The organism is Citrobacter sp. RHBSTW-00570 (genome assembly GCF_013739755.1).
In the GTDB taxonomy this organism is placed as follows: domain Bacteria; phylum Pseudomonadota; class Gammaproteobacteria; order Enterobacterales; family Enterobacteriaceae; genus Citrobacter; species Citrobacter braakii.
In genome coordinates, this window is the sequence record NZ_CP056399.1 from 982,912 (window position 1) to 1,008,088 (window position 25,177).

General features: G+C 44.6%; 24 protein-coding genes. 19 read left to right on the forward strand and 5 right to left on the reverse strand.

What is annotated here, in order from left to right; genetic code table 11:
• Window positions 1–25: 25 nt before the first annotated feature.
• Complete coding sequence (locus tag HV237_RS04740) at window positions 26–232, reverse strand: AlpA family transcriptional regulator (protein ID WP_047725194.1); 207 nt, start codon at window positions 230–232, stop codon at window positions 26–28.
• A gap of 303 nt (window positions 233–535) precedes the next feature.
• A complete protein-coding gene (locus HV237_RS04745) occupies window positions 536–745 on the reverse strand; it encodes an AlpA family phage regulatory protein (protein WP_080491305.1) in 210 nt (69 codons plus the stop codon).
• Between the two features lie 124 nt (window positions 746–869).
• Between HV237_RS04745 and HV237_RS04750 the strand changes: the two genes are divergently transcribed.
• Window positions 870–1,592 carry a hypothetical protein gene (locus HV237_RS04750; protein WP_080491304.1) on the forward strand — a complete coding sequence of 241 codons (723 nt, stop codon included), beginning with the start codon at window positions 870–872 and terminating at the stop codon, window positions 1,590–1,592.
• A gap of 344 nt (window positions 1,593–1,936) precedes the next feature.
• Here HV237_RS04750 and HV237_RS04755 read toward each other — a convergent pair whose 3' ends face one another.
• Together HV237_RS04755 and HV237_RS04760 are read right to left on the reverse strand one after the other, a co-directional pair.
• Window positions 1,937–3,382, reverse strand: a complete 1,446-nt coding sequence (locus HV237_RS04755) for a YfjI family protein (protein WP_080491303.1) — start codon at window positions 3,380–3,382, stop codon at window positions 1,937–1,939.
• A 233-nt stretch (window positions 3,383–3,615) separates the two neighbouring features.
• Entirely contained in the window at window positions 3,616–4,248 is a 633-nt protein-coding gene (locus HV237_RS04760) for an inovirus Gp2 family protein (protein WP_181541740.1), read from the reverse strand.
• Between the two features lie 589 nt (window positions 4,249–4,837).
• On the opposite strand from HV237_RS04760, the gene HV237_RS04765 reads away from it, so the two are divergent.
• The 18 genes from HV237_RS04765 to vexE all read left to right on the forward strand — a co-directional run bounded on the left by HV237_RS04765 (window position 4,838) and on the right by vexE (window position 23,667).
• Complete coding sequence (locus HV237_RS04765) at window positions 4,838–5,662, forward strand: DUF932 domain-containing protein (protein WP_049238647.1); 825 nt, start codon at window positions 4,838–4,840, stop codon at window positions 5,660–5,662.
• Complete coding sequence (locus HV237_RS04770) at window positions 5,659–5,916, forward strand: DUF905 domain-containing protein (protein ID WP_049238645.1); 258 nt, start codon at window positions 5,659–5,661, stop codon at window positions 5,914–5,916. Before HV237_RS04765 ends, HV237_RS04770 begins: the two co-directional genes overlap by 4 nt.
• A gap of 79 nt (window positions 5,917–5,995) precedes the next feature.
• Window positions 5,996–6,439 (forward strand): antirestriction protein, encoded by a 444-nt coding sequence (locus tag HV237_RS04775; RefSeq protein ID WP_049238643.1) that lies wholly within the window; start codon window positions 5,996–5,998, stop codon window positions 6,437–6,439.
• A gap of 11 nt (window positions 6,440–6,450) precedes the next feature.
• Window positions 6,451–6,930, forward strand: coding sequence for a DNA repair protein RadC (radC, locus tag HV237_RS04780; RefSeq protein WP_049238640.1), 480 nt, complete (start codon window positions 6,451–6,453; stop codon window positions 6,928–6,930).
• 13 nt (window positions 6,931–6,943) lie between these two features.
• Window positions 6,944–7,165: a DUF987 domain-containing protein gene (locus HV237_RS04785; RefSeq protein ID WP_049238638.1), complete on the forward strand. Its 222-nt coding sequence runs from the start codon at window positions 6,944–6,946 to the stop codon at window positions 7,163–7,165.
• 24 nt (window positions 7,166–7,189) lie between these two features.
• Window positions 7,190–7,549: a type IV toxin-antitoxin system YeeU family antitoxin gene (locus HV237_RS04790; protein ID WP_049238636.1), complete on the forward strand. Its 360-nt coding sequence runs from the start codon at window positions 7,190–7,192 to the stop codon at window positions 7,547–7,549.
• Between the two features lie 56 nt (window positions 7,550–7,605).
• Window positions 7,606–7,995, forward strand: coding sequence for a TA system toxin CbtA family protein (locus HV237_RS04795; RefSeq protein WP_049238634.1), 390 nt, complete (start codon window positions 7,606–7,608; stop codon window positions 7,993–7,995).
• A gap of 86 nt (window positions 7,996–8,081) precedes the next feature.
• The gene (locus HV237_RS04800) at window positions 8,082–8,921 is read left to right on the forward strand and encodes a DUF4942 domain-containing protein (RefSeq protein WP_181541742.1); all 840 of its coding nucleotides are present in this window, start codon (window positions 8,082–8,084) and stop codon (window positions 8,919–8,921) included.
• A gap of 1,413 nt (window positions 8,922–10,334) precedes the next feature.
• Window positions 10,335–10,862 carry a Vi polysaccharide biosynthesis protein TviA gene (locus HV237_RS04805; RefSeq protein ID WP_046274927.1) on the forward strand — a complete coding sequence of 176 codons (528 nt, stop codon included), beginning with the start codon at window positions 10,335–10,337 and terminating at the stop codon, window positions 10,860–10,862.
• Between the two features lie 257 nt (window positions 10,863–11,119).
• Window positions 11,120–12,397 (forward strand): Vi polysaccharide biosynthesis UDP-N-acetylglucosamine C-6 dehydrogenase TviB, encoded by a 1,278-nt coding sequence (gene tviB, locus HV237_RS04810; protein WP_016157409.1) that lies wholly within the window; start codon window positions 11,120–11,122, stop codon window positions 12,395–12,397.
• 2 nt (window positions 12,398–12,399) lie between these two features.
• Window positions 12,400–13,440, forward strand: coding sequence for a Vi polysaccharide biosynthesis UDP-N-acetylglucosaminuronic acid C-4 epimerase TviC (tviC, locus tag HV237_RS04815; protein ID WP_047357818.1), 1,041 nt, complete (start codon window positions 12,400–12,402; stop codon window positions 13,438–13,440).
• Between the two features lie 29 nt (window positions 13,441–13,469).
• A complete protein-coding gene (tviD, locus tag HV237_RS04820) occupies window positions 13,470–15,965 on the forward strand; it encodes a Vi polysaccharide biosynthesis protein TviD (protein WP_135107950.1) in 2,496 nt (831 codons plus the stop codon).
• Complete coding sequence (gene tviE / locus HV237_RS04825; protein WP_047357816.1) at window positions 15,965–17,701, forward strand: Vi polysaccharide biosynthesis glycosyltransferase TviE; 1,737 nt, start codon at window positions 15,965–15,967, stop codon at window positions 17,699–17,701. Before tviD ends, tviE begins: the two co-directional genes overlap by 1 nt.
• 45 nt (window positions 17,702–17,746) lie before the next feature.
• Window positions 17,747–18,814: a Vi polysaccharide ABC transporter protein VexA gene (vexA, locus tag HV237_RS04830; protein ID WP_047357815.1), complete on the forward strand. Its 1,068-nt coding sequence runs from the start codon at window positions 17,747–17,749 to the stop codon at window positions 18,812–18,814.
• Between the two features lie 8 nt (window positions 18,815–18,822).
• The gene (vexB, locus tag HV237_RS04835) at window positions 18,823–19,617 is read left to right on the forward strand and encodes a Vi polysaccharide ABC transporter inner membrane protein VexB (RefSeq protein WP_047357814.1); all 795 of its coding nucleotides are present in this window, start codon (window positions 18,823–18,825) and stop codon (window positions 19,615–19,617) included.
• Between the two features lie 25 nt (window positions 19,618–19,642).
• A complete protein-coding gene (gene vexC / locus HV237_RS04840) occupies window positions 19,643–20,338 on the forward strand; it encodes a Vi polysaccharide ABC transporter ATP-binding protein VexC (protein WP_016157403.1) in 696 nt (231 codons plus the stop codon).
• Window positions 20,339–20,360: 22 nt separating this feature from the next.
• Window positions 20,361–21,665, forward strand: coding sequence for a Vi polysaccharide ABC transporter inner membrane protein VexD (vexD, locus tag HV237_RS04845; protein WP_047357813.1), 1,305 nt, complete (start codon window positions 20,361–20,363; stop codon window positions 21,663–21,665).
• A gap of 19 nt (window positions 21,666–21,684) precedes the next feature.
• Window positions 21,685–23,667 (forward strand): Vi polysaccharide transport protein VexE, encoded by a 1,983-nt coding sequence (gene vexE / locus HV237_RS04850; RefSeq protein WP_047357812.1) that lies wholly within the window; start codon window positions 21,685–21,687, stop codon window positions 23,665–23,667.
• 228 nt (window positions 23,668–23,895) lie between these two features.
• Here the strand turns inward: vexE and HV237_RS04855 are convergent, their stop codons facing one another.
• Window positions 23,896–24,432 carry a GNAT family N-acetyltransferase gene (locus HV237_RS04855; protein WP_016157400.1) on the reverse strand — a complete coding sequence of 179 codons (537 nt, stop codon included), beginning with the start codon at window positions 24,430–24,432 and terminating at the stop codon, window positions 23,896–23,898.
• Window positions 24,433–25,177 lie beyond the last annotated feature (745 nt).

Below are 25,177 nucleotides of genomic sequence, written 5' to 3' on the forward strand. Positions count from 1 at the left end.
CTGCCTCTACGTTTTGCATGCATGGTTAGTTTCCTCTTGATTTTTCCATACGCTGTTTTAACCATGTCTTTACTTCACTTTCAGTCCAGCGGGAGCTACGGCCCAATTTAATCGGCTTCGGGAATTCACCGTCCTTGATGAGTTTATAAAACCATTTGTCTGTTAATCCAGTGTAAGCAGTAATAAAGGCCATATTAACGAGGCGATCTTTTGTGAGGTCTGTATCTGACATGTGATTATTATTTTTATGATTAAATACTGATGCATGTTCTTTCATTATTAATTCTCTTTCGGTAAATATACAATATCTGGAGTTGTTTGAAGCTTAGACTGATTTTTTTCTAAACTTTACCTTTAAAATATAACTGTGCGAAGAAAAATAATATTCGGATATTATAAATCTCATCATTCATGATGGATTATGAATTAACAGTTATTTTTGTATCTAGCCTTAATCTACCCATATGCTGACGTGAGTTGCTCTGACAACAGCAATAAAAATTGAATAGATTGTGTAAGCATTACATCTACAATATCAGATTGATATCGGGCGATTATTTAGCCAGTCGTCCAGTTCTGACTCCAGCCAGCCCACTGATTTAGTGCCCAGCCGACGCTGGATTGGAAAAGTTGGATCATATCGCGGTGATTTTGGATTCAGCCAGTCGTATATGGTGGATCTTTTGATCCCGGCTTTCTCGACTACTTCAGGTAACCTTAAAATCTTCATATCTTGTGTAGACATGGTTCATTGCTCTTGATTGCTTTAGATTGGTTCTTATATTAATGCGAGGGTTAGTATCGAAAAAGCTGTCTTCATAAAGTATTTTTTTAGCTTTACTACTTCACATTCACTTTTTGGTAACTAAATGAAAAATAACGACTTTGATATCCTTTTTGAAGAGGTTTTAAATGAGTTTGAGAAAGCGGTAGTGAAAGTGAAAACTTCCACTCACTTTGAGCCGTGTTCTGGCGAAGAGATGGTGCGTAAGCTCGAGAAAGATGCCCATACTGCCATTACTGATTACCAAAAATGCAGGATTCAGCCTTACAAACATGCTTACAGGGAACGTACTGTTGAAGAGTACATAAGCAGTATGAAGTCTCAAGCTATGTGGACGGGTACACCCAGCAAGCTTCTGGAATGCGCTTTTGCATCGCATAAATGGGGAATATCTCGGTACAGACAGGGCCGCAAAGCTGAAGGCCGTAAATATGTTTTGATGGCACTAAATTTGATAAACATGTGGAATGGAGCCTGCTGGGCTCTGGAAATGGTAGAATTTAAAGAAGAGTCTAATAAGTTAAAACGAGAAGCAGCAAGCCTCGGTGGTAAAAGAAAGTCGCAGAACTACAGGCCAGTCAAGGATGAAGTCATTAGGCTATTAAAGAAAAATAAGCCTGAAGACGGGTGGAAAAGTAAAGCTGCTGCTATTAATTCTTTAGAGGAAGAGATTTCTAAGTTTATTGAACTTGATTTCCATAAAAATAGTAATTGGACATCATGGGATAAATTATATAGGACCATTAGCGACTGGTCTAGAAATGACATCGAATTGAAGAATGCTTTCGCTGATGTTGTAAAGAGATAACTGATGAAAATAAGCGAATGAAAATGATTTTCAGAGTGTTAGATGTGGAGCCTGTCCGTAATTCTGTGTAACTGCCATCGTATTAAAGGTGATTGCTCGGGCGGTCACCGAACTCGATAATAAAACGACTCATTGTCAGCTGTCATTTGAGGCCTATTATTCAATGATGAAAATAAATGAGTTGAAAGGAGGGGGTTGAGAAAATAGAACATATAAATATCAACACCTCAATGCTGGGGAGTCACTAAGAGTCAAATGTTTATAACTGGTGATGTTTTTTATATGAGTGAATTACTGCTATTGTCTGCTACCAGTAGCAGACAATAGCAGCCCTTTATCTGTGGTTATCGATTGATAACGATTGTTTCGCCCATAGTTCCATTGTTGTTTCTCAATTTCTGAATACCCACTTTTCCTTCTTGTTCAAGGAATTCTAAAGCGGCGTTGAGTTTGATTTTATTTCTCAATTTATAAGGTCCTTTTCTTCTTATTTCCATTTTGTTTATATGGGTGGTATAACTATAGTAGTTATCTTTGCGAGAGACCAGCCAGGCATAGAGTAAATCAGCATTCTGATCCACTGTTTCACTACGTAAACCACCCGAAGTTAGTAAGTAAGAATAATAAAAAATCACAATCTTTGAGGCGTTTACAACATTCTTTGAGGAAATAACTCCTGAATTGTCACCGTCGAAATATTCAAATAAGGCAGCCACTCTTATAAGGTTTTCTGAGAATTTAGAAAACATGCCTTCAAAAAGAGGGGATTTGTCTTTGTGTTGAATTATAGCGTCTTCAGCCTTTTTCTGGTACTCGGATAAAGCAGTCTGAGCTTGTTCTGAGAGTGTATAGTAATCATGTGTAACAGTACCACTGTTACACATTTCTTCAAAACTGGATAGCGCCTCTTCGATTTTTTCATGAAATAATCTCAGGCTATCTCCTCCTGCATTTTGTACTGTCTTCGTGTCCCTGCGCCCTTGCATAGAGGTGACTCCGGTAATCATGAATCGAGAGAAAAAACCGGAACCCACTGCATAATCCCCTTGTTTTTTAACATATTTTTCGAATTCATCTGTCTGGATCATTAGTAAGATGGTGAACATGCAATCATCTACAGTGAAACTGCCTGTTTTGCGTTCTACATCGAATGAAGAGCCATCCCATAACTGGTTTAAAAAACCTAAATTACTCTTAGCTCTTCCCTTAAAGAATACCCCTGCTTCATCTGACATCAGGCTCGCAGAAGGTATATTGTTGTATAATCCCGACTGTAAAGCCTCAGGGGTAGTATCGTTGTAAATCATCTTAGGCAGAACAGGACTTTTCGGTTTTATTCTGTAATGGAGCTTCAGCCGCTCATTTTCACTTTCAATGCTGACACCTTTCTCCGTTTTCTTGCGGATACTCTTCAATATGGATTGTTCCTGTACCTTCCATGATTGAAGTTCTGCATTGTAATCAACTATTAGCATTTCATGTTTCTTTCGGCAGGCTTTCTCAAATGCAAAGACAGGTTGACCTACCACGTTATATACAGCAGTTTTCCGCTCTCCTGAGTCTGCAATCACGGTAAGATATAAGGAGAGGGGCCTGACTCGCCCGTCAGGATAACGAATTTTTTTTAACCCCTGCAACGCAAGTGATGCAATACCCAATATAGCGGTACCCACAAGTTCCGGAGGAGCCTGAACATCCCTTACTACAGATTCAATTGCATTCCGCATTATTTGAGGGAAGTATTCTACTGGGTAAGTAGCCTTTTTGTCTTTTACAACTCCAACACTCATATTCGACCTCTCATATGTTAATTTTTACTGGCAGGTACACTGCAGGACCAAGAATATGATACCCATCTGCTATTTGGAATACTCCGGCAGACCATTGGACTAAATTGGTTTTATTTGGATTGATATTTTTTAGTCAGGATTGTTTTGCTACCTGATACTGTACAGATATGAGTCATGAACAGCCCTGTACTGGTCTGTTTTGCTCATGGGGAAATAGATAATTTGTGATGCCATTATTTAAAGCTACATCCAAAATTACGTTCACCATCTGTAAAGCATTTGCTTTTCTTTTTTGCAAAGTAACTTGTCCGGTAAATCAGCGAGCCATATGACTCACTTTTCTTGCCATCCTTTGCATTCAGGTAATAACAAGGATTCCTGGGTGTGTGGACTAACTCTTTATCGGGGGGATATATGAAACTGACAGCACTCATCCATGACTCACGTATAAGGCGGAGGAGTGTACCTTTTTTACTATCGTACGCTCCCAGTGTATTGAAAGTGTCCCCGTTGAGTAACAGTAATACGTGATAATGTTTCTTATGTGAATCAGGTACAAACTCTCTGGCCCAGACAACGCGTAATGATGTTTTACGAACGCGTTTACCCTCTTTCTCCCGTTTGTTAAGATGATGTGAAATTTTTGCTTTCAGAGAATCCGTAAAGCGGGATATTACTGATGAATCTGTCCTTGCGAAATTAGCCTCATCAGGCATGTCATTTAATGGCTTGAGAGCAGGAGTATGTAAATCTATTCTTACAGCCAATACTCTTGGGTGTTCACTCAATGCTTTATCAATAGTTTGTTCTATTTTCTTTAAATGGTATTGATTCAATTTTCCGTGAGAGGTGATATATTCGTACATACTATTTGTTTCCTTTTTTATATTTCGAAAGTGTTAGTCGTAGTAGAGCTGATTATTTAATTAAATCACTTTCTCTACGCTTGTATTGTTCATATGCATTATGCATACGGTATATGTTTACTTACCGAGTTATATACATGAGCGTTGTTGTATTAGTGATGGAATGTTTTTTTGTTTCAATGTATTGAATTACATATGTTCTCATGTTTATTAATCTACAGGCATTGTTTTATATGTGTCGATATGTATCATATAATCTATATACACATCTATATACACATCTATATACACATCTATATACACATCTATATACACATCTATATACATACATAGACAAACGCCACTGTTCTTTAGTCCGGGGTTGAAGTTGCAATAAAGGAAGGAATTAACGATATTCATGATTTTTATACCTTTTTAGCCATCAAATTGCTCTGGAGTTATCACATATAATGTTTGGGATTTTTTTATTAAGTTATGGGTAAATTTGAACCTATATTACTTTGGTGAAAATCCGTTATTCCTCGAAGCATATATCTATTCTTCTGAGGTTAAGCCGTTTGGTGCAAAGAGATAAATTAAGGAGCTCATCATGAAACTAGCCAGTCGTTTTGGACGGGTAAATCAGGTACGGCGCGACCGCCCGTTAACCCGTGAAGAATTAATGCAATACGTCCCCAGTGTTTTTAGTGAGAATAAACACGAATCCCGCAGTGACCGATATACCTGGATACCGACCATCACTATTCTTGATAATCTGCAGCGGGAAGGTTTTGAGCCTTTCTTTGCCTGCCAGACCCGCGTACGTGACCAGGGCCGACGGGAGCACACCAAACATATGTTGCGCCTGCGTCGTACCGGGCAACTTACCGGACATCAGGTTCCCGAAATTATCCTCCTCAATTCACATGATGGCTCACCCAGCTATCAGATGTTGCCGGGATTGTTTCGTGGCGTCTGCACCAACGGGCTGGTCTGCGGGCAGTCATTCGGCGAAGTGCGGGTGCCACATAAAGGGGATGTGGTGGAGAAAGTTATTGAAGGGGCTTATGAGGTACTGGGGATATTTGACCGGGTTGAGGAGAAACGTGATGCCATGCAGTCGGCTCTGTTACCGCCACCAGCGCAGCAGGCGATGGCGAGGGCTGCTCTGCACTATCGTTTTGGTGAAGACCACCACCCCGTAACTACTGCTCAGATACTGACGCCACGTCGTTACGAAGACCGCAGTGATGACCTCTGGACGGTGTATCAGCGGGTGCAGGAGAACCTGATGAAGGGAGGACTCTCGGGGCGCACCGCACAAGGGCGAAGCAACCGTACCCGTGCTGTGAACGGTATCGACGGCGATGTGAAGCTTAACCGTGCGCTGTGGGTGATGGCAGAGAATATGCTCGAACTGCTGGGACAGGCATGACTTCGACGAGGAGAAACATACCCGTGAACACAGAAAGCCACCCACACCTTCCCTCCGGCCCGTTTACGCGTGAGCAGGCCTCAGGCATTGCAGCACAATATGACAATATCGCCATTGAAGACGACCAGGGGATGCATTTTCGTCTGGTTATCCGTTGTGAAGGTGTGATGGTCTGGCGGGCATGGAACTTTGAACCTGAAGCCGGAGTGATGCTGAATCGCTACATCGCACGTTATGGCATCCGCAGGTCCTGACCGGTCTTAACAGACTTTAGTCTCAGCCTTTCCCGCCAGCTCTGACCGGCTGGTTTTTTTATTTCCGGAGTTATTAATCATGAACAACGCATTAACGGATAACACCATTCCGACAGACACTCTTTGTGCCACACCTGTTAAAGATGAACAGCGCCTTCGTTTCTGGCCTCAGCATTTTGGCCGTATCCCGCAGTGGATAACCCTCGAACCCCACATTTTTGCCTGGATGGACCGGTTGTGTGCGGATTACAACGGTGGCGTCTGGGCCTTTTACACTCTCAGCAACGGTGGTGCTTTCATGGCTCCGGAAGAGAATGAAGGTCCCTGGTCGCTGTTTAATATCCTGAGTGGTAACGGCGCTGATATGAGTGCTGAAGCTGCCGGGATTGCATCCTGTCTGATGGCTTACAGCCACCATGCCTGCCGCACGGAGTGTGATGCCATGACGGAGCATTATTACCGTCTGCGGGATTACGCGCTGAACCATCCTGAACGCAACGCCATTATGTACATCATCGACTGAGGTCCTGCACCATGGAAAAACAGTTACCGTTGTTTGCGTATGAACTGACAGCCTCCGCACAACAGACCATCCGCGAGGCGCTGGCTCTGCTGGAGCGCCAGTTACGCGAGCCCGGCGCGTCATTTACCTCCAGCAGCTCAGTACGTGACTGGTTACGTCTTCAGCTGACAATGGAGGAAAGAGAGGCATTTGTTCTGCTGCTGCTGGATAACCAGCACCGGCTGATTACGCACGAAACGCTGTTCAAAGGCACCATCAGCCATACCGAAGTCCATCCACGGGAAGTGGTGAAGGCCTCCCTGAAATACAATGCAGCAGCGCTGATTGTTGCTCACTGTCATCCTTCAGGCCATGCCGAACCCAGCCAGTCTGACAGACGGGTGACAGAGCGTCTGAAGAACGCTCTGGACCTTGTGGATGTGCGTCTCCTGGACCACCTCGTCATCGGCGGAATGGATATCGTCTCGTTTGCTGAACGGGGCTGGTTATAAGGGAGGAGTATTAATGAAAATTATCAGTAAACGTCAGGCAATGGCGATATACCGCCAGTATCCACAGTCCCAGTTGTTCCGCTTCTGTACCGGCAAATACGCGTGGTCCGGCAGCATCTGCCACTATGCCGGTCGCGAGGTGGAAGATATCAGCGGTGTACTGGCCGTATTCGCAGAGCGCCGCCAGGACCGCAACGGCCCCTATGTCGTATTGCGCAGCGTTACGTTGAATTAATCCACGTTTAAGGAGAGCTACATTTTGTCGAAGAAAACCACGATAACAACGCATGATATCAGCGAACCCTGGTGGGGGCTCAGACGCAGTGTCTCCCCGTGTTTTGGGGCCCGTCTGGTCCAGGAGAGAAACTCCCTGCATTACCTGGCTGACCGTGCGAACTTTGATGGTCAGTTCTGCGATGCGGATTTGCGCTATCTTGACCAGGCCTTCCCGGTACTGATGAAACAGCTGGAGTTAATGCTCACCAGCGGTGAACTGAATCCCCGTCATCAGCACGGCGTCACACTGTATGCAAAAGGTCTGACCTGCGAGGCGGATACGCTCGGTTCGCACGGCTACGTTTATATCGCGATTTATCCCACTCCCGTCACCACGGCATAACACTTTAATACTTCGCCCTTCAACGCACATATCTTCCCACTAAAGAGATAACGTTTATGCAAACCAAATTATCCCCCCTCATGCGGGCGGCATCGTCACGCCCGTCTCCCGTGGGTGTCTGGCAGACCCTGCTGACCTGCCTGCTGGAACATCACTATGGTCTCACGCTTAACGATACGCCGTTCAGTGATGAACAGGTGATTCAGCAGCATATCGACGCAGGTATCTCGCTGTCCGATGCCCTGAATTTTATTGTAGAAAAGTATGAACTGGTCCGCACTGACCGGCCAGGCTTCAGCATCAGGGAGCAGTCTCCGTTTATCACACCCATTGATATCCTCCGGGCCAGAAAGGCTGCGGGGCTGATGAACCGTGGCACGTATAAAGAGGTGACGGCTATTACCAGAGGACAACATCCGCAGGCCAACGCTTCAGGCAAGCGATGATTCGGATAAAAAGAACCGCATCCCACAAGTACATAAACACCAGCCCTGAGCGGCTGGTGTTTTTCTGACTATAAAGGAGAGAAATAATGGCCGGAAATAATGTTAATGAACCCGAAGTGTTAACCGGGCACACTGATGTGATTTGCTCCACCAGCATTGAACGTATTGTTACAGGCCGTAATGCTGCGCTGACACGGATTCAAAGCCTTATCAGTGAACTTGATGATATCTCCATTCTGACCCACGATATCGGCGGTGGTACAGCACAAGAGTGGGGAATGCGGGATGGCCATCGCTACGATTGCTGGTTCACGGAAAAAACCGATAAAGCAATGAAAGCGACGACCCGCAATATTGATCGCCGCATCTGGCGCGATATGATGAATAAATCAGGCATGCTGACCCTGATGGATGCTCAGGCGCGTGACGAGTGGCACAAAAGCCTGGAGAAAAACGATATCCCCGCGATCTCTGAAAACAATATCCTTAGTACCTTTGAGCAACTGAATCACGACAAACAGGCCGTTTTTGAGCGTGGTGTTATCAACGTTTTTAAAGCGTTATCGTGGGATTATAAAACGAACTCACCCTGTAGGTTTGGAAAAAAGATCATCATGGATGGTCTGGTTTCTTACAACCGCTGGGGGTTTAGCTTCACACATGGCTATCGACGCGACCAGATTGTTGATCTGGAACGTATGCTGACACTACTTGATGGTAAGCTGCTTCCGGACAATCGGGCTGACATTGCCTGTCGGCTGAGTGACCATATCGGCCAGCAGCGGACTTCTGAAGTGTATGACGATGAGCTATTCAGGATTAATTATTTTCAGAAGGGGAGTGCGCACATTGCGTTCAAGCGTCCCGAGCTGATTGAGCGGCTCAACGATATTATTGCCAGACACTATCCGGGGATGCTAGCTTGATTATGTTGTGGTAGTTGGGTTCCCTGTTTGGCAACCAAACTATGTGCAGTTCTGTGAAAATCCAAGCAGAAGAATTACTGTATACGAATGTGTATAGCTATTGATGTAATGTAATAAAAATAATTTAATTACAGTGAGTTAAGTTCTTTGTTCGATTCCCTTCGCCCGCTCCACGACTTACTTCTCACTGACTCTCCTGATTCAATTATCCTTCGTAATCTCAATGTGTTTCTTTGTTTAACGGGCAGACAGACTCAATGCACGACTATGCAGGCTAAAGCGATTGTGGGAGACGATAGCCCCCCTGGCAGGAGATACCTCATATGAAACTAACTATCCACAGGGGCCAAAGAGAAATCTTTGACGCTCTCGGATAGTAGAGCTTTGTATATGCTGGTTAATCCTTTCAATTCGCGATACTGGTGTCTTAAATATCACATTTCCCCCGTGGTACAAAAAATCAACTATCAATCAATTGAATTTATTTAAGAAATTTTAAGGAGTATGTTTGATTGTCTGTCTGAAAATATATCAACGCTAATATAGGTCACGTAGTTAATTGTTAGATTATAATTCAATAGTTATCTTTTTTGAACACGATATAAGATTGGTCATTCTTCATAAATAAGTAATGTATTCTTTTTGTAGGTCAATTTTCTCTAATCGGTAGTAACAGGTTTTAAATGGTTTAGACTTGGTAGGATCTTACCTGGATAAACATGGTGGACATCTATTTTGTTAAAAATATCTTCAGTAGTTTTATCATTAGTAATAATTTCTTAAGGTGACTAGTTTTGTTCTCATTATCCGGTCACGAAATTATGTAGATACACAAAAATATACGAGTTAGTTTAGTACTTTGTACCATTTTGAATGCTTGCTATGCCGGGGGGCTCGTTAGCCTTGTGTATATTCTGTCATTGTTGTTGAAAAATATAGTAAATATAGTTAGATAGACTTCAGTTGTACTGATTAAAATCTCACACGGTATAGCTACGAATTTAAAGGTAGATATATGGGTGACAATTCAGTCAGGCTACCTTTAACCACAGTATGTATGCTGGTAATTTGTAAGAAAATGTTTCATTGTGTTTTGGGAATTTTCTCATTTTGAATAAAAGATGAAAGTGCGGTTTCACAGGTGGTGCTAATAATACAACCAATAATCGTATTGAAATGCCGGTATCCATTAGTAATTCAAATCTAAGAATGAGTGATTGATAGCTTTTAGCTATGAATGGCGAGGGGTTGATATCACATCCTTGTTGTGTAAAAGTTCATCTCATGTATTTAGCAATATTAATAAAATCAATTACTCGATTGTTAGGTATTTTTTAGAGGGTCGGTGTGCTTAAAAGTACACACTTACCTTTCCATGGATGAAATAGAGTTTTTTGAGGTTATGGAGGCTTCATGAAGTATCAACATTTCTGGCCACCTAATGATATTTACTTTGGGGGTGGTGTCGCTAGTGTTATTGATGAAATGTCACTGATTACAAACGAAAGAAATTATTTATTCGTGAATCTTAATCAATATAGCTTACGTAGCACCTTGGTTTTTTTCTCACGGAATAAAAATATCAATAAAATCATAATCATCATTTCCAGCTCACGGTTGATGCCTTTGGCTCTTTTTTGGCTGGATAATATCAAAAATGTTATTGCTGTTTTCGATACCTCAACATCTGTGTCGGAGATGATTAAGAAAATAAGCCTATATCGACGAAATGGTGACAAGATAACGGCAGGGCGAAGGGAATGTAACTTTAAGATTAGCAACAAAGATATCATGAAGATGAAGTACTTCTTAACCGAAAGCGGTATGGAGGAGCTTCAGGATAGATTTATGAACTCGCCGTCAACATTGTATCGTTGGAGAAAAGAGATTGCCCTTAAATTTGGCGTGCGAGACCCTCGATATCTTCTATTGCCAGAATAAAATGCTATGCGTTTTCTCATTAAGAATTACAATTAAAGATCCGATCTTTAATTGTTGTTTTAGAACGGATACTGCATACGACTTCCATTTAACTAAAATTAGGAAATATAAAATTTCTAGCCTTGCTTAGACTAGAAACTGTCGTGATTTCGATAAGAATAGATACGCTGGCTAAGAACGTCAGGGGCGGTAGCGTTCCAGAAAACATCTGGGATTTATTTAAAGTTAATAATTATTAAATAAGGGACTTATCAGTAATGATCAGCAAAGATGATGTAAAAATTGCCATTATTGGACTCGGGTATGTTGGCTTACCATTGGCTGCTGAATTTGGGAAAATTCGTCAGGTGGTTGGTTTTGATGTTAATCATAAACGTATACTCGAGCTAAAAGAAGGGATCGATGTCAATCTCGAAACCACAGAAGAAGAGCTACGTGATGCTCGCCATCTGACGTTTACCTCATCAATTGATGAAATCAGAGAATGCAATTTTTACATCATTACCGTCCCGACGCCGATCAACGATTATAAGCAACCAGATCTCACCCCTTTGATTATGGCAAGTGAAACTGTTGGCAAAGTACTGAGGCCGGGGGATATCGTGGTGTATGAATCTACGGTATATCCAGGGTGTACTGAAGAAGAATGCGTGCCGATCCTTGAGCGTATGTCAGCGATGACATTTAACAAAGACTTCTTTGTCGGATATAGCCCAGAGCGCATCAATCCCGGCGATAAAAAATATCGTCTGACAACTATCAAGAAAATTACCTCAGGTTCAACTGCAGAAACGGCCTGTCTGGTTGATGAGATCTATCGACAGATCATCACGGCAGGAACGTACAAAACGGAAAGCATTAAGATCGCGGAAGCGGCAAAGGTGATTGAAAATACCCAACGCGATCTCAATATCGCGCTGGTAAATGAATTGGCGATTATCTTTAACCGATTAGAGATTGACACTGAAGCCGTGCTGCGAGCAGCGGGAAGTAAATGGAACTTCCTGCCATTCCGTCCGGGACTGGTTGGTGGTCACTGCATTGGCGTCGATCCCTATTATCTGACTCATAAATCTCAGGGCATCGGTTACTATCCGGAAATTATCCTCGCGGGTCGTCGACTGAACGATAATATGGGTAACTATGTTTCGGGACAGTTGATCAAAGCCATGATCAAAAAAGGAATTAATGTTGAGGGTTCTAACGTTCTGATTCTGGGGTTCACCTTTAAAGAAAACTGCCCGGATATCAGGAATACCCGCATTATCGATGTTGTAAAAGAGTTGGGCAATTACAGCTGTAATGTTGATATTTTTGACCCTTGGGTGGATGCTGAGGAAGTCGAAGAGGAATATGGGATTATACCTGTATCGGAAATCAAGGCGGCTTCTTATGATGCCATTATTGTTGCCGTTGGCCATGAGCAGTTTAAGAAGATGGGGAGTACTGATATTCGTGGCTTTGGAAAAGATAAACATGTGCTTTATGATTTGAAGTATATCCTTTCGCCTGAGCAGTCAGATGTGAGGTTATAATCATGACAGCCTATGATGAATTAAGAATACAACTCGTTCTTGAACCAAAACGTTGGCTTATTACTGGCGTAGCAGGTTTTATCGGCTCTGGATTATTAGAAGAACTACTCTATTTAAATCAAACAGTAATTGGGTTGGATAACTTTTCAACTGGCTATCAACATAATTTAGAGGATGTACGTGCCGCTGTCAGTGAAGAACAATGGTCGCGGTTTACCTTTGTTCATGGGGATATCCGGTCGTTTGCCGATTGTCAGGCTGTTTGTAAGAATGTCGATTACGTTTTACATCAGGCCGCTCTGGGAAGCGTACCACGTTCCTTGCAGGATCCTATCACGACAAATAGCGCTAACATTGATGGTTTTTTAAATATGTTGACGGCGGCGAGAGATGCACATGTATCTGGTTTCACCTATGCCGCAAGCAGTAGTACTTATGGTGACCATCCCGACTTACCTAAAATTGAGGAACGGATCGGCCGGCCATTAAGCCCGTATGCGGTTACAAAATACGTCAATGAATTGTACGCCGAGGTGTTTGCTCGCAGCTATGATTTTAACGCTATTGGCCTACGCTACTTTAATGTATTTGGCCGTCGCCAAAACCCTAACGGAGCATACTCTGCAGTCATTCCTCGCTGGATACTATCGCTTCTTAAAGATGAACCAATTTATATCAATGGCGATGGTTCAACAAGCCGGGATTTTTGCTATATAGAAAATGTGATTCAGGCCAATTTATTATCAGCAACGACTAATGATTTAGCCTCAAAAAATAAAGTCTATAATGTGGCTGTTGGAGACAGAACTTCGCTAAATGAGCTTTATTATCTCATCCGCGATGGGTTGAATTTATGGCGGGACGAACAAATTAGTGCTGAACCAATTTATAAAGATTTTCGTGACGGTGACGTTAAGCATAGTCAGGCAGATATTACCAGAATAAAAACATTTCTTTCATATGAGCCTGAGTTTGATATCAAAGAAGGACTTAAGCAGACTCTAAAATGGTATATCGATAAAAAGACTGCTTTGTATTCCTGAGTAAAACTACTCACTTTCCTTTCACGTGGATGAATTTAATGAAATCGTCAGGGATGTTTACGCTTACAGCCATTGGTAGTTGCCGTATTGTGAGTCCGGTAAAACGAGCTCAGCCTTATTTTAATTTCAAGGCTAATTTTAAAAGGATATATGGTTTTACGCATACGAGCAGCGAGGCATTACAGCAGGTTCGTTTTATTTTAGGCTTGATAGATATTCCTGAAAAGGTCCGGCCTTTTATTTTTAGACCTGCCGTAAATTATTCAAATACCGACGTTCATAGTCGTTCTGATTTCTATATCGTTGAGATTTCAAGTCAGAAGAAGATTATGGCCTATGGGTTCTGCTTACAAATAAATTATTTAACTCGTCATTTCTATGAGTTTTTTAGCCAAACAGAGCGGGCGCGTGTGTACTGGTCGCTGGCCACGCAAGGAAATCAACACAAACTGCTGGCCTATCTCAAAGACGATCCTTGTTTTGCCGGAATGTCGGAAGACGATCGTGCCTTATTAAGCAATATCAATGTTGAGCAGATGGATGAGTATGCTATCGAACAGGACATGATGGAAATCGTTCAGCTTCTTGGTCGCGATCGCGTTATGTTTATGACCCATGTTGATGCCGTGACTCGTGCTGGAACCGTCATTCAGTCCCGCAGTCGATTGATTAAAAATGTCGAGACCATCGCCACCAGGATGGATATTCCCTGCGTTAATCCGACAAATTTGATGGAAAAGTGGGGACAGAAAAGAGCCCTGGAAAAAAATGGCGACGATCTTACTCATTATACCGACATGTTTGGTGACGCGATCGTTGCGGCTATTTTTAAGGGAGTGATCAATAATACTAATCATCATCTTGATGAGGGGCGACAAGAGAAACAGGACCAAATACGTGAGATTACCCTATCGATCACTAAGCTGCTTGCCGATGGCGACATTATTACTGCATCACAGCAACTTTTTGCCGCATTAAGAAATCAGCAGCAAGAGCCTGTTCTAATCCAACTTCGGTCCGTAATCTTCAGCCGTTTAGGTTATTATGAACAGGCTTATCAGGATATTAGTGATGTTGAGAAAATTATCGGTACGACGGACAGTACATTACGTTGTCGGCTGAGGTCTCTACATGGATTAGCGCGTTGGCGGGAAGCCTTATCGACGGCCGAGATGATGCTTTCCAATGAAATTGAAGATGAAGAAGTCCTTACCGTTGCCGCCGGCTCAGCCGATGCTTTACATCTGTTTGATAAGTCATATCAATACTGGAAACGTGTACTGTTATTAAATCCTGAAACCCAAAGCGGATGGGTTAATTTCCTGAGCAGCACGCAATATTTCAATGATGGCAACGCATTCTCCGAAGCTTTCCATGCCGGCATTCAATCGCAGCGCCTAAATGATGCGTTTATGGAAACAGCGTTATCTTTGGCAATCAAATTCAGTGATGAATTGATTTTCATGCATGCGCTCGAGCAGCTACTCCGCCATGAGTCAGAATTTGCGCTGACGGTATTGTCGACGATTCATGATACCGGTCTCGTTATCCGCACAGCTTTCTGTATCAAGAATATGAGCTATCATCAGGCGCTTAGCACCTCGTATAAAGATAAACTCCACGACGTTTTTGAGGCATGGAACAATACTGCGCTGTCGCTACATTCGGTTGATGATTTTGTCTCACTGAGTACTTCGCTGGTCTACAGCTACTCTGCATTTATGGTTTATCCCCATGCACGTATTTCTCGCTTTAATAATGAAGTTAAAATGGCATGGCGCGAGAAATTAAGAGAAATGTATGAGCGTGAGGATTATGAAAATATCCTGGCAGGGGCGAAAATAGTGTGGCCGCTTCTGGAGTTCGATCCCGTTAGCACCGTATATTGTGCAAGAACGCTGGTGAATCTTGGTGCCTGGAAAGACGCGTGCACGTTGGCCCATATGACCTTGATTCGTAATTCGAATATTACCAGCCTGCAGTCGATTATGTTACGCAGTATACGTCATATTAACGACATTCCGTTCCTCATTGATTTGATTGCTAACGTCATGAGCATTTCTCCATCATTCCAGAATGCCTCGATGAACGAGTTGTTTGAGAAAGAGTGTCGCAATGTTGCAACCAGAGCCCTTAAATATGTACGCCAGAAGAAAACTGAAGGGCGTCTGGATGAAGCATTGTCTGTATTGATTAGCCTGAAACGAATTGATCCTGATGTTTCTCGCCTGATGCGTGAATATAAGCAAATTATCAGATTATTTAATGAGTCACTGAAGGATGGCGGTAGCACTATCGCGTCTTATGAACATCTAGATTATGCGAAAAAATTACTCGTTTTTGATAGCGAAAATGCCTATGCCTTGAAATATGCCGCATTAAACGCAATGCATTTACGCGACTACACCCAGGCTTTGCAGTATTGGCAGCGACTGGAGAAAGTGAATGGACCAACGGAGCCGGTGACAAGGCAGATCTCGACCTGCATAACCGCATTACAAAAAAATACATCAGGGAAGTCGTAATGATTACGCAGGAAGAAAATTTAGCTGCGCTAGGGAAAACGCTTTTAACATTGAAAAAAGAGAAGAAGCTTGCGCAAGCTGTTGCGTTAATTGACAGTCAATTACCGGCTGAGGCTTTAACTTCATTAGCGATGCTAAAAAAAGCAGAATTTCTTCATGATTTCAATGAAACGGCGCGTGCATACGCGCTCTACGAAACGCTGATTGCACAAAACAATGATGAAGCTCGTTATGAGTATGCGCGTCGTTTATATAATACGGGGCTAGCCAAAGATGCGCAGCTAATTCTTAAAAAGGTTAGCACCGGCGTGCAGAAAAAATATAACAATTATTTAGGCAAAATAAATAAGATCTGCGATTTGCTTGAACGCCTTGAAGGGGAAGCGATCCCTGTGGGGACCAACACCCGTATTATTGCAATGAAGCATGCCATCTTGTTCTATCGAAATCGTCAGCCGCGGCAGCTTCCCGTCGGATCTTTTGGTCGCCTTGCGCTCTGTACAGGCTCGCTAGGTAGCGGCGGTGCAGAGCGTCAGATTTCCAGGCTGGCTATTGAGATCGCCAGAAAATATCGGCAACAGGGGAAAATTGGCGGCCTGAAAGTAGAAGAGCCGGTAGAGCTCATTATTCGCTCCCTGGCACCGGAACTCAGGCAAGACTTTTTCCTGAAAGAAGTGCTGGAAGAACAGGTCGAGGTGCTTGAAATCGCGAAGATTACCGGAAACTTCTTTGACGATACGACAATAGAATCTCCGGAGTTGCGCTTATTGCTCTCTCATCTGCCGCCGGTGTGTAACTACGGTATCAAGCATCTGGTCCCCCACTTATGCGAGCGCAAGCTGGATTATCTCTCCGTTTGGCAGGATGGCGCTTGTCTGATGATTGCGCTTGCAGCGCTGATTGCTGGCGTGCCCAGAATTCAGCTGGGATTACGTGGCTTACCGCCGGTGGTGAGAAAGCGTCTGTTCAAGCCGGAATATGAGCCTCTCTACCAGGCGCTGGCGGTCGTGCCTGGCGTTGATTTTATGAGTAACAACCATTGTGTGACCCGCCATTATGCCGACTGGCTAAAGTTGGAGGCGAAGCACTTCCAGGTTGTATATAACGGCGTCTTACCGCCATCTACCGAACCCTCTTCTGAGGTGCCACATAAAATCTGGCAGCAGTTTACGCAAAAAACACAGGATGCGGACACGACTATTGGTGGCGTTTTCCGCTTTGTAGGCGATAAGAACCCTTTTGCATGGATTGATTTTGCAGCACGCTATTTACAGCACCACCCCGCCACACGCTTTGTGCTGGTAGGCGATGGTGATTTGCGCGCTGAAGCGCAGAAACGCGCCGAACAGTTGGGGATTCTGGAGAGAATACTATTCGTTGGCGTCTCGCGTGACGTGGGGTATTGGCTGCAAAAAATGGACGTATTCATTTTGTTTTCGCGTTATGAAGGGCTACCCAATGTGCTCATTGAAGCACAAATGGTCGGGGTGCCGGTGATTTCAACCCCTGCAGGTGGATCGGCAGAATGCTTTATTGAGGGTGTTTCGGGTTTCATTCTTGATGATGCACAGACGGTCAATCTTGACCAGGCTTGCCGCTATGCAGAACAGTTGGTCAATTTATGGCGCAGCAGAACCGGTATTTGCCAACAGACGCAGTCATTTTTACAAGAACGCTTCACCGTGGAACATATGGTGGGAACGTTTGTACAAACCATTGCCTCTCAGCCTCGTTAATTAATGGGCAGCATTTTTTCAGCTATTTCATTTATAAAATAAGTTATGAAAAAAATTATTATATTATTAACGACGTTTTTTCTGCTTTCGGGATGCACTATTCCCAGGGCGGTATTTAAATCCAGCCTGATTAATCAGGACGATCCTCATTATCATCTGGTCGAAGTCACGCCGACATTAAAACTGAGTGATACCGATACTGTGCCGAAAACTATTGTCGATCCGGTCTTTGCCGAAAATAACTGGCACTGGACATCTTTGGCTAAAGGCGATGTGCTGCATATCACTATTTTATCCTCGGGCGGGGCGGGGTATTTATCCAATAACGTGAGCGGCGACCGGGCGGATTTTGAAAATATTCTTGTGACTGACGGTAATATCGTTCAGGTGCCTTATGCCGGGATCATTCCGGTTACCGGGCTGGATGTGACACAACTGGCTGAAGAGATCAGAAAGCGACTTTCGCGCGTTGTCCTGAATCCTCAGGTGCTGGTGACGCTTACCGCCCGCACCGGAGCCATGGTGACGGTCGAGGGCAGCGGGAAAACGGGTCGCTACCCTCTCGAACAGAGTATGAATCGTCTTAGTCATTTTTTGGCAACGGCGGCGGCAGTAGAAAATACCAGCGCAGATATGATGGAAGTTCACGTGACGCGCCAGCAGCATTATTTCAACGCGCGACTGTCAGATATTTATCAATATCCCGGGTTGGATATTGTCTTACAGCCGGATGACCGTATCACTCTGCGTCAAGTGACCGAGTATGTTAATGTGCTCGGCGCGGCGGGTGTTCAGGGAAAACATGCTCTGGTTCAGCGTCATTCCAGCGTAGTGGATGCTTTGGCGCTGGCGAAAGGATTAAACGACAATCTTGCCGATCCGCAGGCGGTTTTTCTGTACAAGCATGACGAAGCGGAGCAAGCGAAACAGCAGATGCGTAAGCTGAATATCTATCATGTCGATATGAGCCAACCTGACTCGGTGTTTTTAGCACAGGCCATGCGGGTGGAAGACGGCGATGTTATCTATATCTCGAACGCCTCTTTGACTGATTTCGCTAAGGTGAAAGCCGCATTCGATAGCTTTTTGATCCGCGGCTCTAATTCTTTCTAACGCGCCATATGAATATTTTGAAAAATAATACTTATTATTTTATGAAACTCATTACCGTCTATGAGTTAATCATTTTGTTAATGTCACGCGATATCAAAACACGCTATAACGGTAATTTGCTAAACTATATGATGGTGCTGGCCGTACCATTGGTATGGATAACCATTACCGTTATTTCTTTTCAATATTTAAATCGCACCGTGCCAATATTCACTGACGATATCAGCTTTGTTATTGCAGGTATATTACCGTATCTGTTATTTCGTTATACCATTACCGCAACCATGCGCACCCGTTCATTCTTTACATCGTTGGCGGTTGTCTCGCAGGTTAAGAAAAGACATGTGATTTTTGCTCTTGCCGCAGTCGAATTTGTTAATGCGGTTATCATTTATATTATTGTTTCATTAATTAACTTTCTTATCTTCTCCCGTTGGGAAGCCCAGAAACCGATCCTGATTTTTGAAGGGATGGTTATCGCATGGCTTCTGGGGTTATCGTTTGGTTACTTTTGTGACGCACTGTCTGAACGGTTTCCGCTGGTCTACAAAGCCGTTCCTGTAGTGCTAAGACCGATGTTTTTGATTTCAGCTGTCTTTTATACGGCGAATGAATTGCCCTATTCATTATTAAGCATATTCAGCTGGAACCCTCTACTTCATGCTAATGAGATAGTCAGAGAAGGAATGTTTGAGGGGTATAACTCCTTGTACCTTGAGCCTCTTTACCCTCTGGCATTTTCCGCAACGTTATTCCTCGCGGGCATCATTTTTCACCTGATTTGTGACACTGAAAATCACTGACTTTAGCTTCAGGAGAGACGCGTTCGTGTTCGGTTTATTAGGTTGTACACGCTATTTTGAGTCTGATAAGGGCCCGCGGGTGGTCCTTGATAAAACAGATTTTGTCATGGATTACCATGAGCATATCGGTATTCTGGCGGCCCCTGGTTCAGGCAAAACGACGCTAACCCGATTGCTGTGCGGTATAGATGCTCCTGATGAAGGGGATTTTATTGGGCTACGGGGTGATGCGCTCCCACTGGGGGCAAATGCTTTTGTTCTGCCGGGGTTAACCGGCGAAGAGAATGCGCGCATGATGGCCAGTCTTTATGGCCTGGATGGCGATGAATTTTCACATTTCTGCTATCAATTGACCCAGCTTGAACAGCGCTATACCGACAGGGTGAGTGAATATTCTGTCACGATGAAAGCGCATCTGGCATTTGCCATTAATTTACTGCTTCCCTGCCGCCTTTATATTGCCGATGACAAGCTGTACACCGGGGATAATGCTACACAGTTGCGTATGCAGGCGGCGCTAGCTTATGAGCTGCAACAGAAAGGGTTGATTGTGCTAACGCGCAACCCTCGGCTTATTAAAGAACACTGTCATGCGTTTGGCGTACTGCTGCATGGAAAAATTACGATGTGTGAGGATTTAGCACAGGCATCTGCGCTTTTTGAACAATATCAGTCAAATCAGGCGACGATTCAAACTGATGATTATTCCTTTGATATATAATTAGAAAATATACGGATAGAGTGTGGAAAATTCAGAACGTATTAAAAAATGGAAAGAGGAAAGGGCGAAGGTAGCAGAAGAAAGCCGAGCCTCGCGACTACAACAAAAAGAGAATGAACGCGCCCTTCGCCAGACGGAAAAAACGGCCGATGCGAAAAGTCATCATCGCCCAGACGCCGGGTGGTCCGCGACGGATGCTGATTCCGTCCGTAGAGCGTCATTGGTTATTAAAGAGCGACGTGTTCAGCAAGCCAAACAATCGCTACGTCGGCTCTTTCTTTATATTGCTTTGCCGCTGCTGGTTATTATGCTTATGTCGTGGCTATTAACTTCGCGTTTTTATAGCGCGGATGCCACCTTTATTGTGCAAACTGATGCCAGCCAGGATAATTTTTCTGGAACAGCTTTCTTTGGTGCAGGCAATGAGATGTCGGAAGGCTTTCAGGTTCGCGAGTTTATACTTTCGAAAGAAATGATGGAGCGGATGGAAAAAGAGCTCGGTTTTTTATCTTATTTCGCGCAAGACGATATCGCATTATTTTCCCGCTACCACGCGCCACTGGGTATTAATGATGATCCTTATCGTTACTATTTATCGAAAGTCTCGGTTGCTGTCGATATTCAACAGGGCATGCTGCGTTTAAACGTCAAGGCGCGGAGTGCGAAACAGGCTGAGTTTTTTACCCAGCGCATTCTGGCTTTTGCTGAACAGCACGTTAATACCGTTTCAGCGCGGATGCAGCAGGAACGGATTTTATGGCTGGAAAACGATGTTAAATCGGCCCAGGAAAATCTGGGGGCCGCTCGGCTTGAATTGCTAAAAATACAGCATATACAAAAAGATATTGAACCGCAGGAAACCGTGACCGCGATTTATCAATTAATTGCTGGCTTTGAAACGCAGTTGGCGGAGGCGAAAGCGGAATACGCGCAATTAATGGCTAATGGTTTGGATCAGAACCCCCTTATTCCTCGCCTGTCGGCCAAAATCAAGGTCCTGGAAAAGCAGATCGGCGAACAACGTAACCGCCTGTCAAATAAGTTAGGGTCGCAAGGTTCTTCAGAAAGTCTGTCCCTGTTTGAAGATCTTCGCCTGCAGAGTGAGATCGCCAAAACACGCTGGGAATCTGCCTTACAGACCTTACAGCAAGGGAAGCTTCAAGCGTTACGTGAGAGACGGTATTTGCTGATCATTTCTCAACCGATGGTGGTGTCTGACACCACTCGCTATGCCGATGGAACAAAGTGGTTACTGTTCTTCGTGTTGCTGGGCATCGCGTACCTGGTGACTTCTCTCCTGATAACTATCAGGCGGATGCGTGAATAAGGCGGAGTAAGGAAATACGATGAGCTTGCACTCTACATGTAAAAAAAAATCGCCAACCACCCTGCTCAAACAAGAGGATTGGGAGGGGCTATGTCACTATTTCGGGCAGCATCCCGAAAAAGTGCGAGATAGTGCTGGAAATGAGCAAAACATTCTTCTCTTCGCTATCGCGTGTTTGCGTAAAGATGAAACAGATGCCGCGCTGACTTTGTTGTCCGACCGTGTGCTGACAGCAAAGAATAGCCGTGATTTATTGCGACGCTGGATTATTTCGCCGCTGGCATCACATCATCGGGACGCTGTACTACAGGTGGTTAACAAACTGCTGGCGGTGAATGTGTGCCAGCCGGAGGATGTCCTGCTGGTCGCAAGCGTGCTGCTTAAGAGTAAACAATATGCGACTGTTGCTGACTTAGCCGAGCGGGCATGGCTCGCTTTTTCGGGCAATAGCAAAATTTTTGCCCTCCATCTGCGCAGCCTGACGCTGGTGGATAAAGAGTTACAGGCAATCTCGTTGGCCAGAACACAGGCGCAGGAAGTTCCCCCGCGGGGAGATATGATTGAGACCTGCCTCCGTTTCTTAAATAAAAGCCGCCTACCAGAAGATCATGACCTGGCCCGCGCATTGCTCCCTTTCTTCGTGTTAGAAAGCCAGGAGTCGGCGGGGCTGGCGGTTGATACGCTGTGCGCTGTCGGTAAATATCAGGAAGCCATTCAGACTGGGGAGTCCGCATTAGGCCGTGGGTTGGATGGTGCGGCGCTGCGTCGTAGCCTGGGGCTTGCCCACTATCAATCCGGCCGCAGCCGGGAAGCGAAGCTTCAGGCCGCTGAGCATTGGCGTCATGCCCTGGATTTTAACCCTGATAATTTACGTATCGTGACCCTGTATGCCGATGCCTTAATCAGAACGGGTCAGAATGAGAAAGCCATTCCGTTACTGCAGCAGTCGCTCGCGACTCATCCTGATCTTCCTTATGTCAGAGCCATGTATGCCCGAGCACTGCGCCAGGTTGGGCAATACGCTGCTGCCAGCGATGAGTTTGTACAACTGGCAAGGGAAAAAGGGGCGACCAGTAAATGGAACCGTTATGCCGCGGCGGCGTTGTTACAGGCGGGGAAAACAAGCGAAGCGGAAAGCGTCTTTGAGCACTATATTCAGGCCAGAGCAAGCCATCTGCCTCAGTCATTCGAAGAGGGGCTGCTGGCGCTTGATGGGCAAATATCTGCCGTTAATCTACCGCCTGAGCGCCTTGACTGGGCATGGGAAGTTGCCGGCAGACAGTCCGGTATCGAGCGCGATGAATGGGAACGCCGGGCGAAGTGGGGGTATCTTGCCGATAATTATCTCCTCGACTGGCTTGAATGCCGTGGAGAGCAGGCCGACGAACCGATGTATCGGTTGGCCGATATATCGCATGTCGAGCAGTTTTTCCAACGGCTGCAGCTCGATAAGCGTGGTTGCATTGTTGTATCGGCTCATATGGGCGCAATGTATGCCGGGCCGATGATCCTCTCCTTGCTGGAAATGAACAGCAAATGGGTGGCTTCCACGCCTGGCGTGCTCAAAGGGGGCTACGGTGAGCGGTTGATTTCGGTTAGTGACAAAAGCGAAGCGGACGTGGTCAGAGCCTGCATACAGACCTTGCATAGTGGGCAGTCGCTTGTTGTGGCGATCGACGGCGCGCTGAATTTGAGCGCGCCGACTATCGACTTTTTCGGCCAGCAGATTACCTACTCCACCTTTTGCTCTCGACTTGCCTGGAAAATGCACTTACCCACCGTATTTGGTGTTCCGGTGTGGCGAGACGGGCGCATCCATTTTGTTTTGGAGAAAATGGTCGATCCGCAGAGGTTCGAAAGCCAGTCTTCTTTTATTGAGCGCTGGAAAGACAATTACCTGAAATGTGTAACCCAAATCCTGAATAGCGGGCCTGAAAATCTGAGACTGTCGGGGGGGATTTGGCGAAATATCACGCGCAGGGATGAAACATCTTCGGGCTGAAAAGACGTTTGCCCCGTGATGCCTTTGGCGCACCAGGCGGGGCCGCCCGCTAAGTAAAACTGAGTTATTCGATTTAGAAAGCATCCGTTCATTAACGTTCGGGTGCTTTTTTCGTTCTAACGAGCTGAAAAACGGAGAATTATATAATAGCTACGTTATACCTGATTGTGGTTCTGTTTGTCTGAGGGTTACCAGAAGACAGTATCCTGAAGTCATCCCTTAGCGATGTTAAATAGCGGCATCGAAATCCGCTGGTAGCGTACTGTTACCTGTGCCCAGGCTGCGTTGCATTAATACCGTATCAAGCCAGAGCCCATGCTTGAATCCAATGTTCGTCAGCGTGCCTATTTTCGTAAATCCGGCCTGCTGATGGACTTTCAGCGATCCCTGATTATTGCTGTCGCCGACGATAGCGATCAACTGCCGATAACCCTGCGTTTCAGCCCACTCAATTACATGGCGTAGCAACGCTTTTCCCACCCCCTGACGCTGTGCCGTCGGGTCAATATAAATCGAATCTTCGAGGGTATAGCGATAGGCATAACGCTCGCGGTAGCGGGTGAGATAGCAATACCCGATGACCTTATCTTCTTGCAATGCGACAACCCACGGCAGTCCCAGACTGCGGATTTTTTCCAGACGATCCTGCATCTCGCGGGTATCCGGCGGGTCAGTTTCAAAGCTGCCGGTACCGTGATTAACATGATGGGCGTAGATATCGCGTATGGCGGGGATGTGTTTTTTTTCAGCGTTAACGATTTTCATTGACCAGCTCCCATTGGCATCTTTGTCCAAATTACCTCAAAGGCTGGAGAGAAGGTAAGTGCAAAAAATTATGCGTCTATACCCGTCATTCTTTAAGCTGCATGTGCGTTGGCTACGCTAGCTCGCCTCAGTCACATAGTTCGCTATGCTCCTGGGGATTTACTCACTTGCCGCCTTCATGTAACTCGAATTATTTAGGGTATATAAATTATTTTCAATGTAAATAAGCTTTCAAATTGTAAGGGTAAAGTGAGTGTGGTTGATACTGTCAATAATACGCAAGAGTGGTAAATATTTTAGCGAGTCGAGCAATGCACAATTCTTCGCGCACGTATTATGGCGGATACCAAAATACCAATTTTGGTAGATTTCAATGATAGGTTAAGAAGTCATTTGATTTTATTGAGTTTTTACTGTACTTAGTTCTGCTTATGACTGTACCTTTAATTTCATTTTATCGACCCTGTTCGAAACTTAAAATTAGGTTATATTATTTACATTGTTATCTTTGTTGTTATCAGGGGCATTATTATCAGAACTTTCTCTATCCGCACACAATAGTTACCATGCAAACAGTTGCGCGGTGTAGCTATGCCAACCAGCAATAGTTATCATCGTCACAAGGTTTCGTCATGCAAACTTAATCTAAATCCAGAATTCAATCCCAAGAGTATTAGGATTATTTAGTCTAAAATACTTTTTTGTCTAAGAGTTTTCGTATCGCATAGCCACGAACTACGCTGAG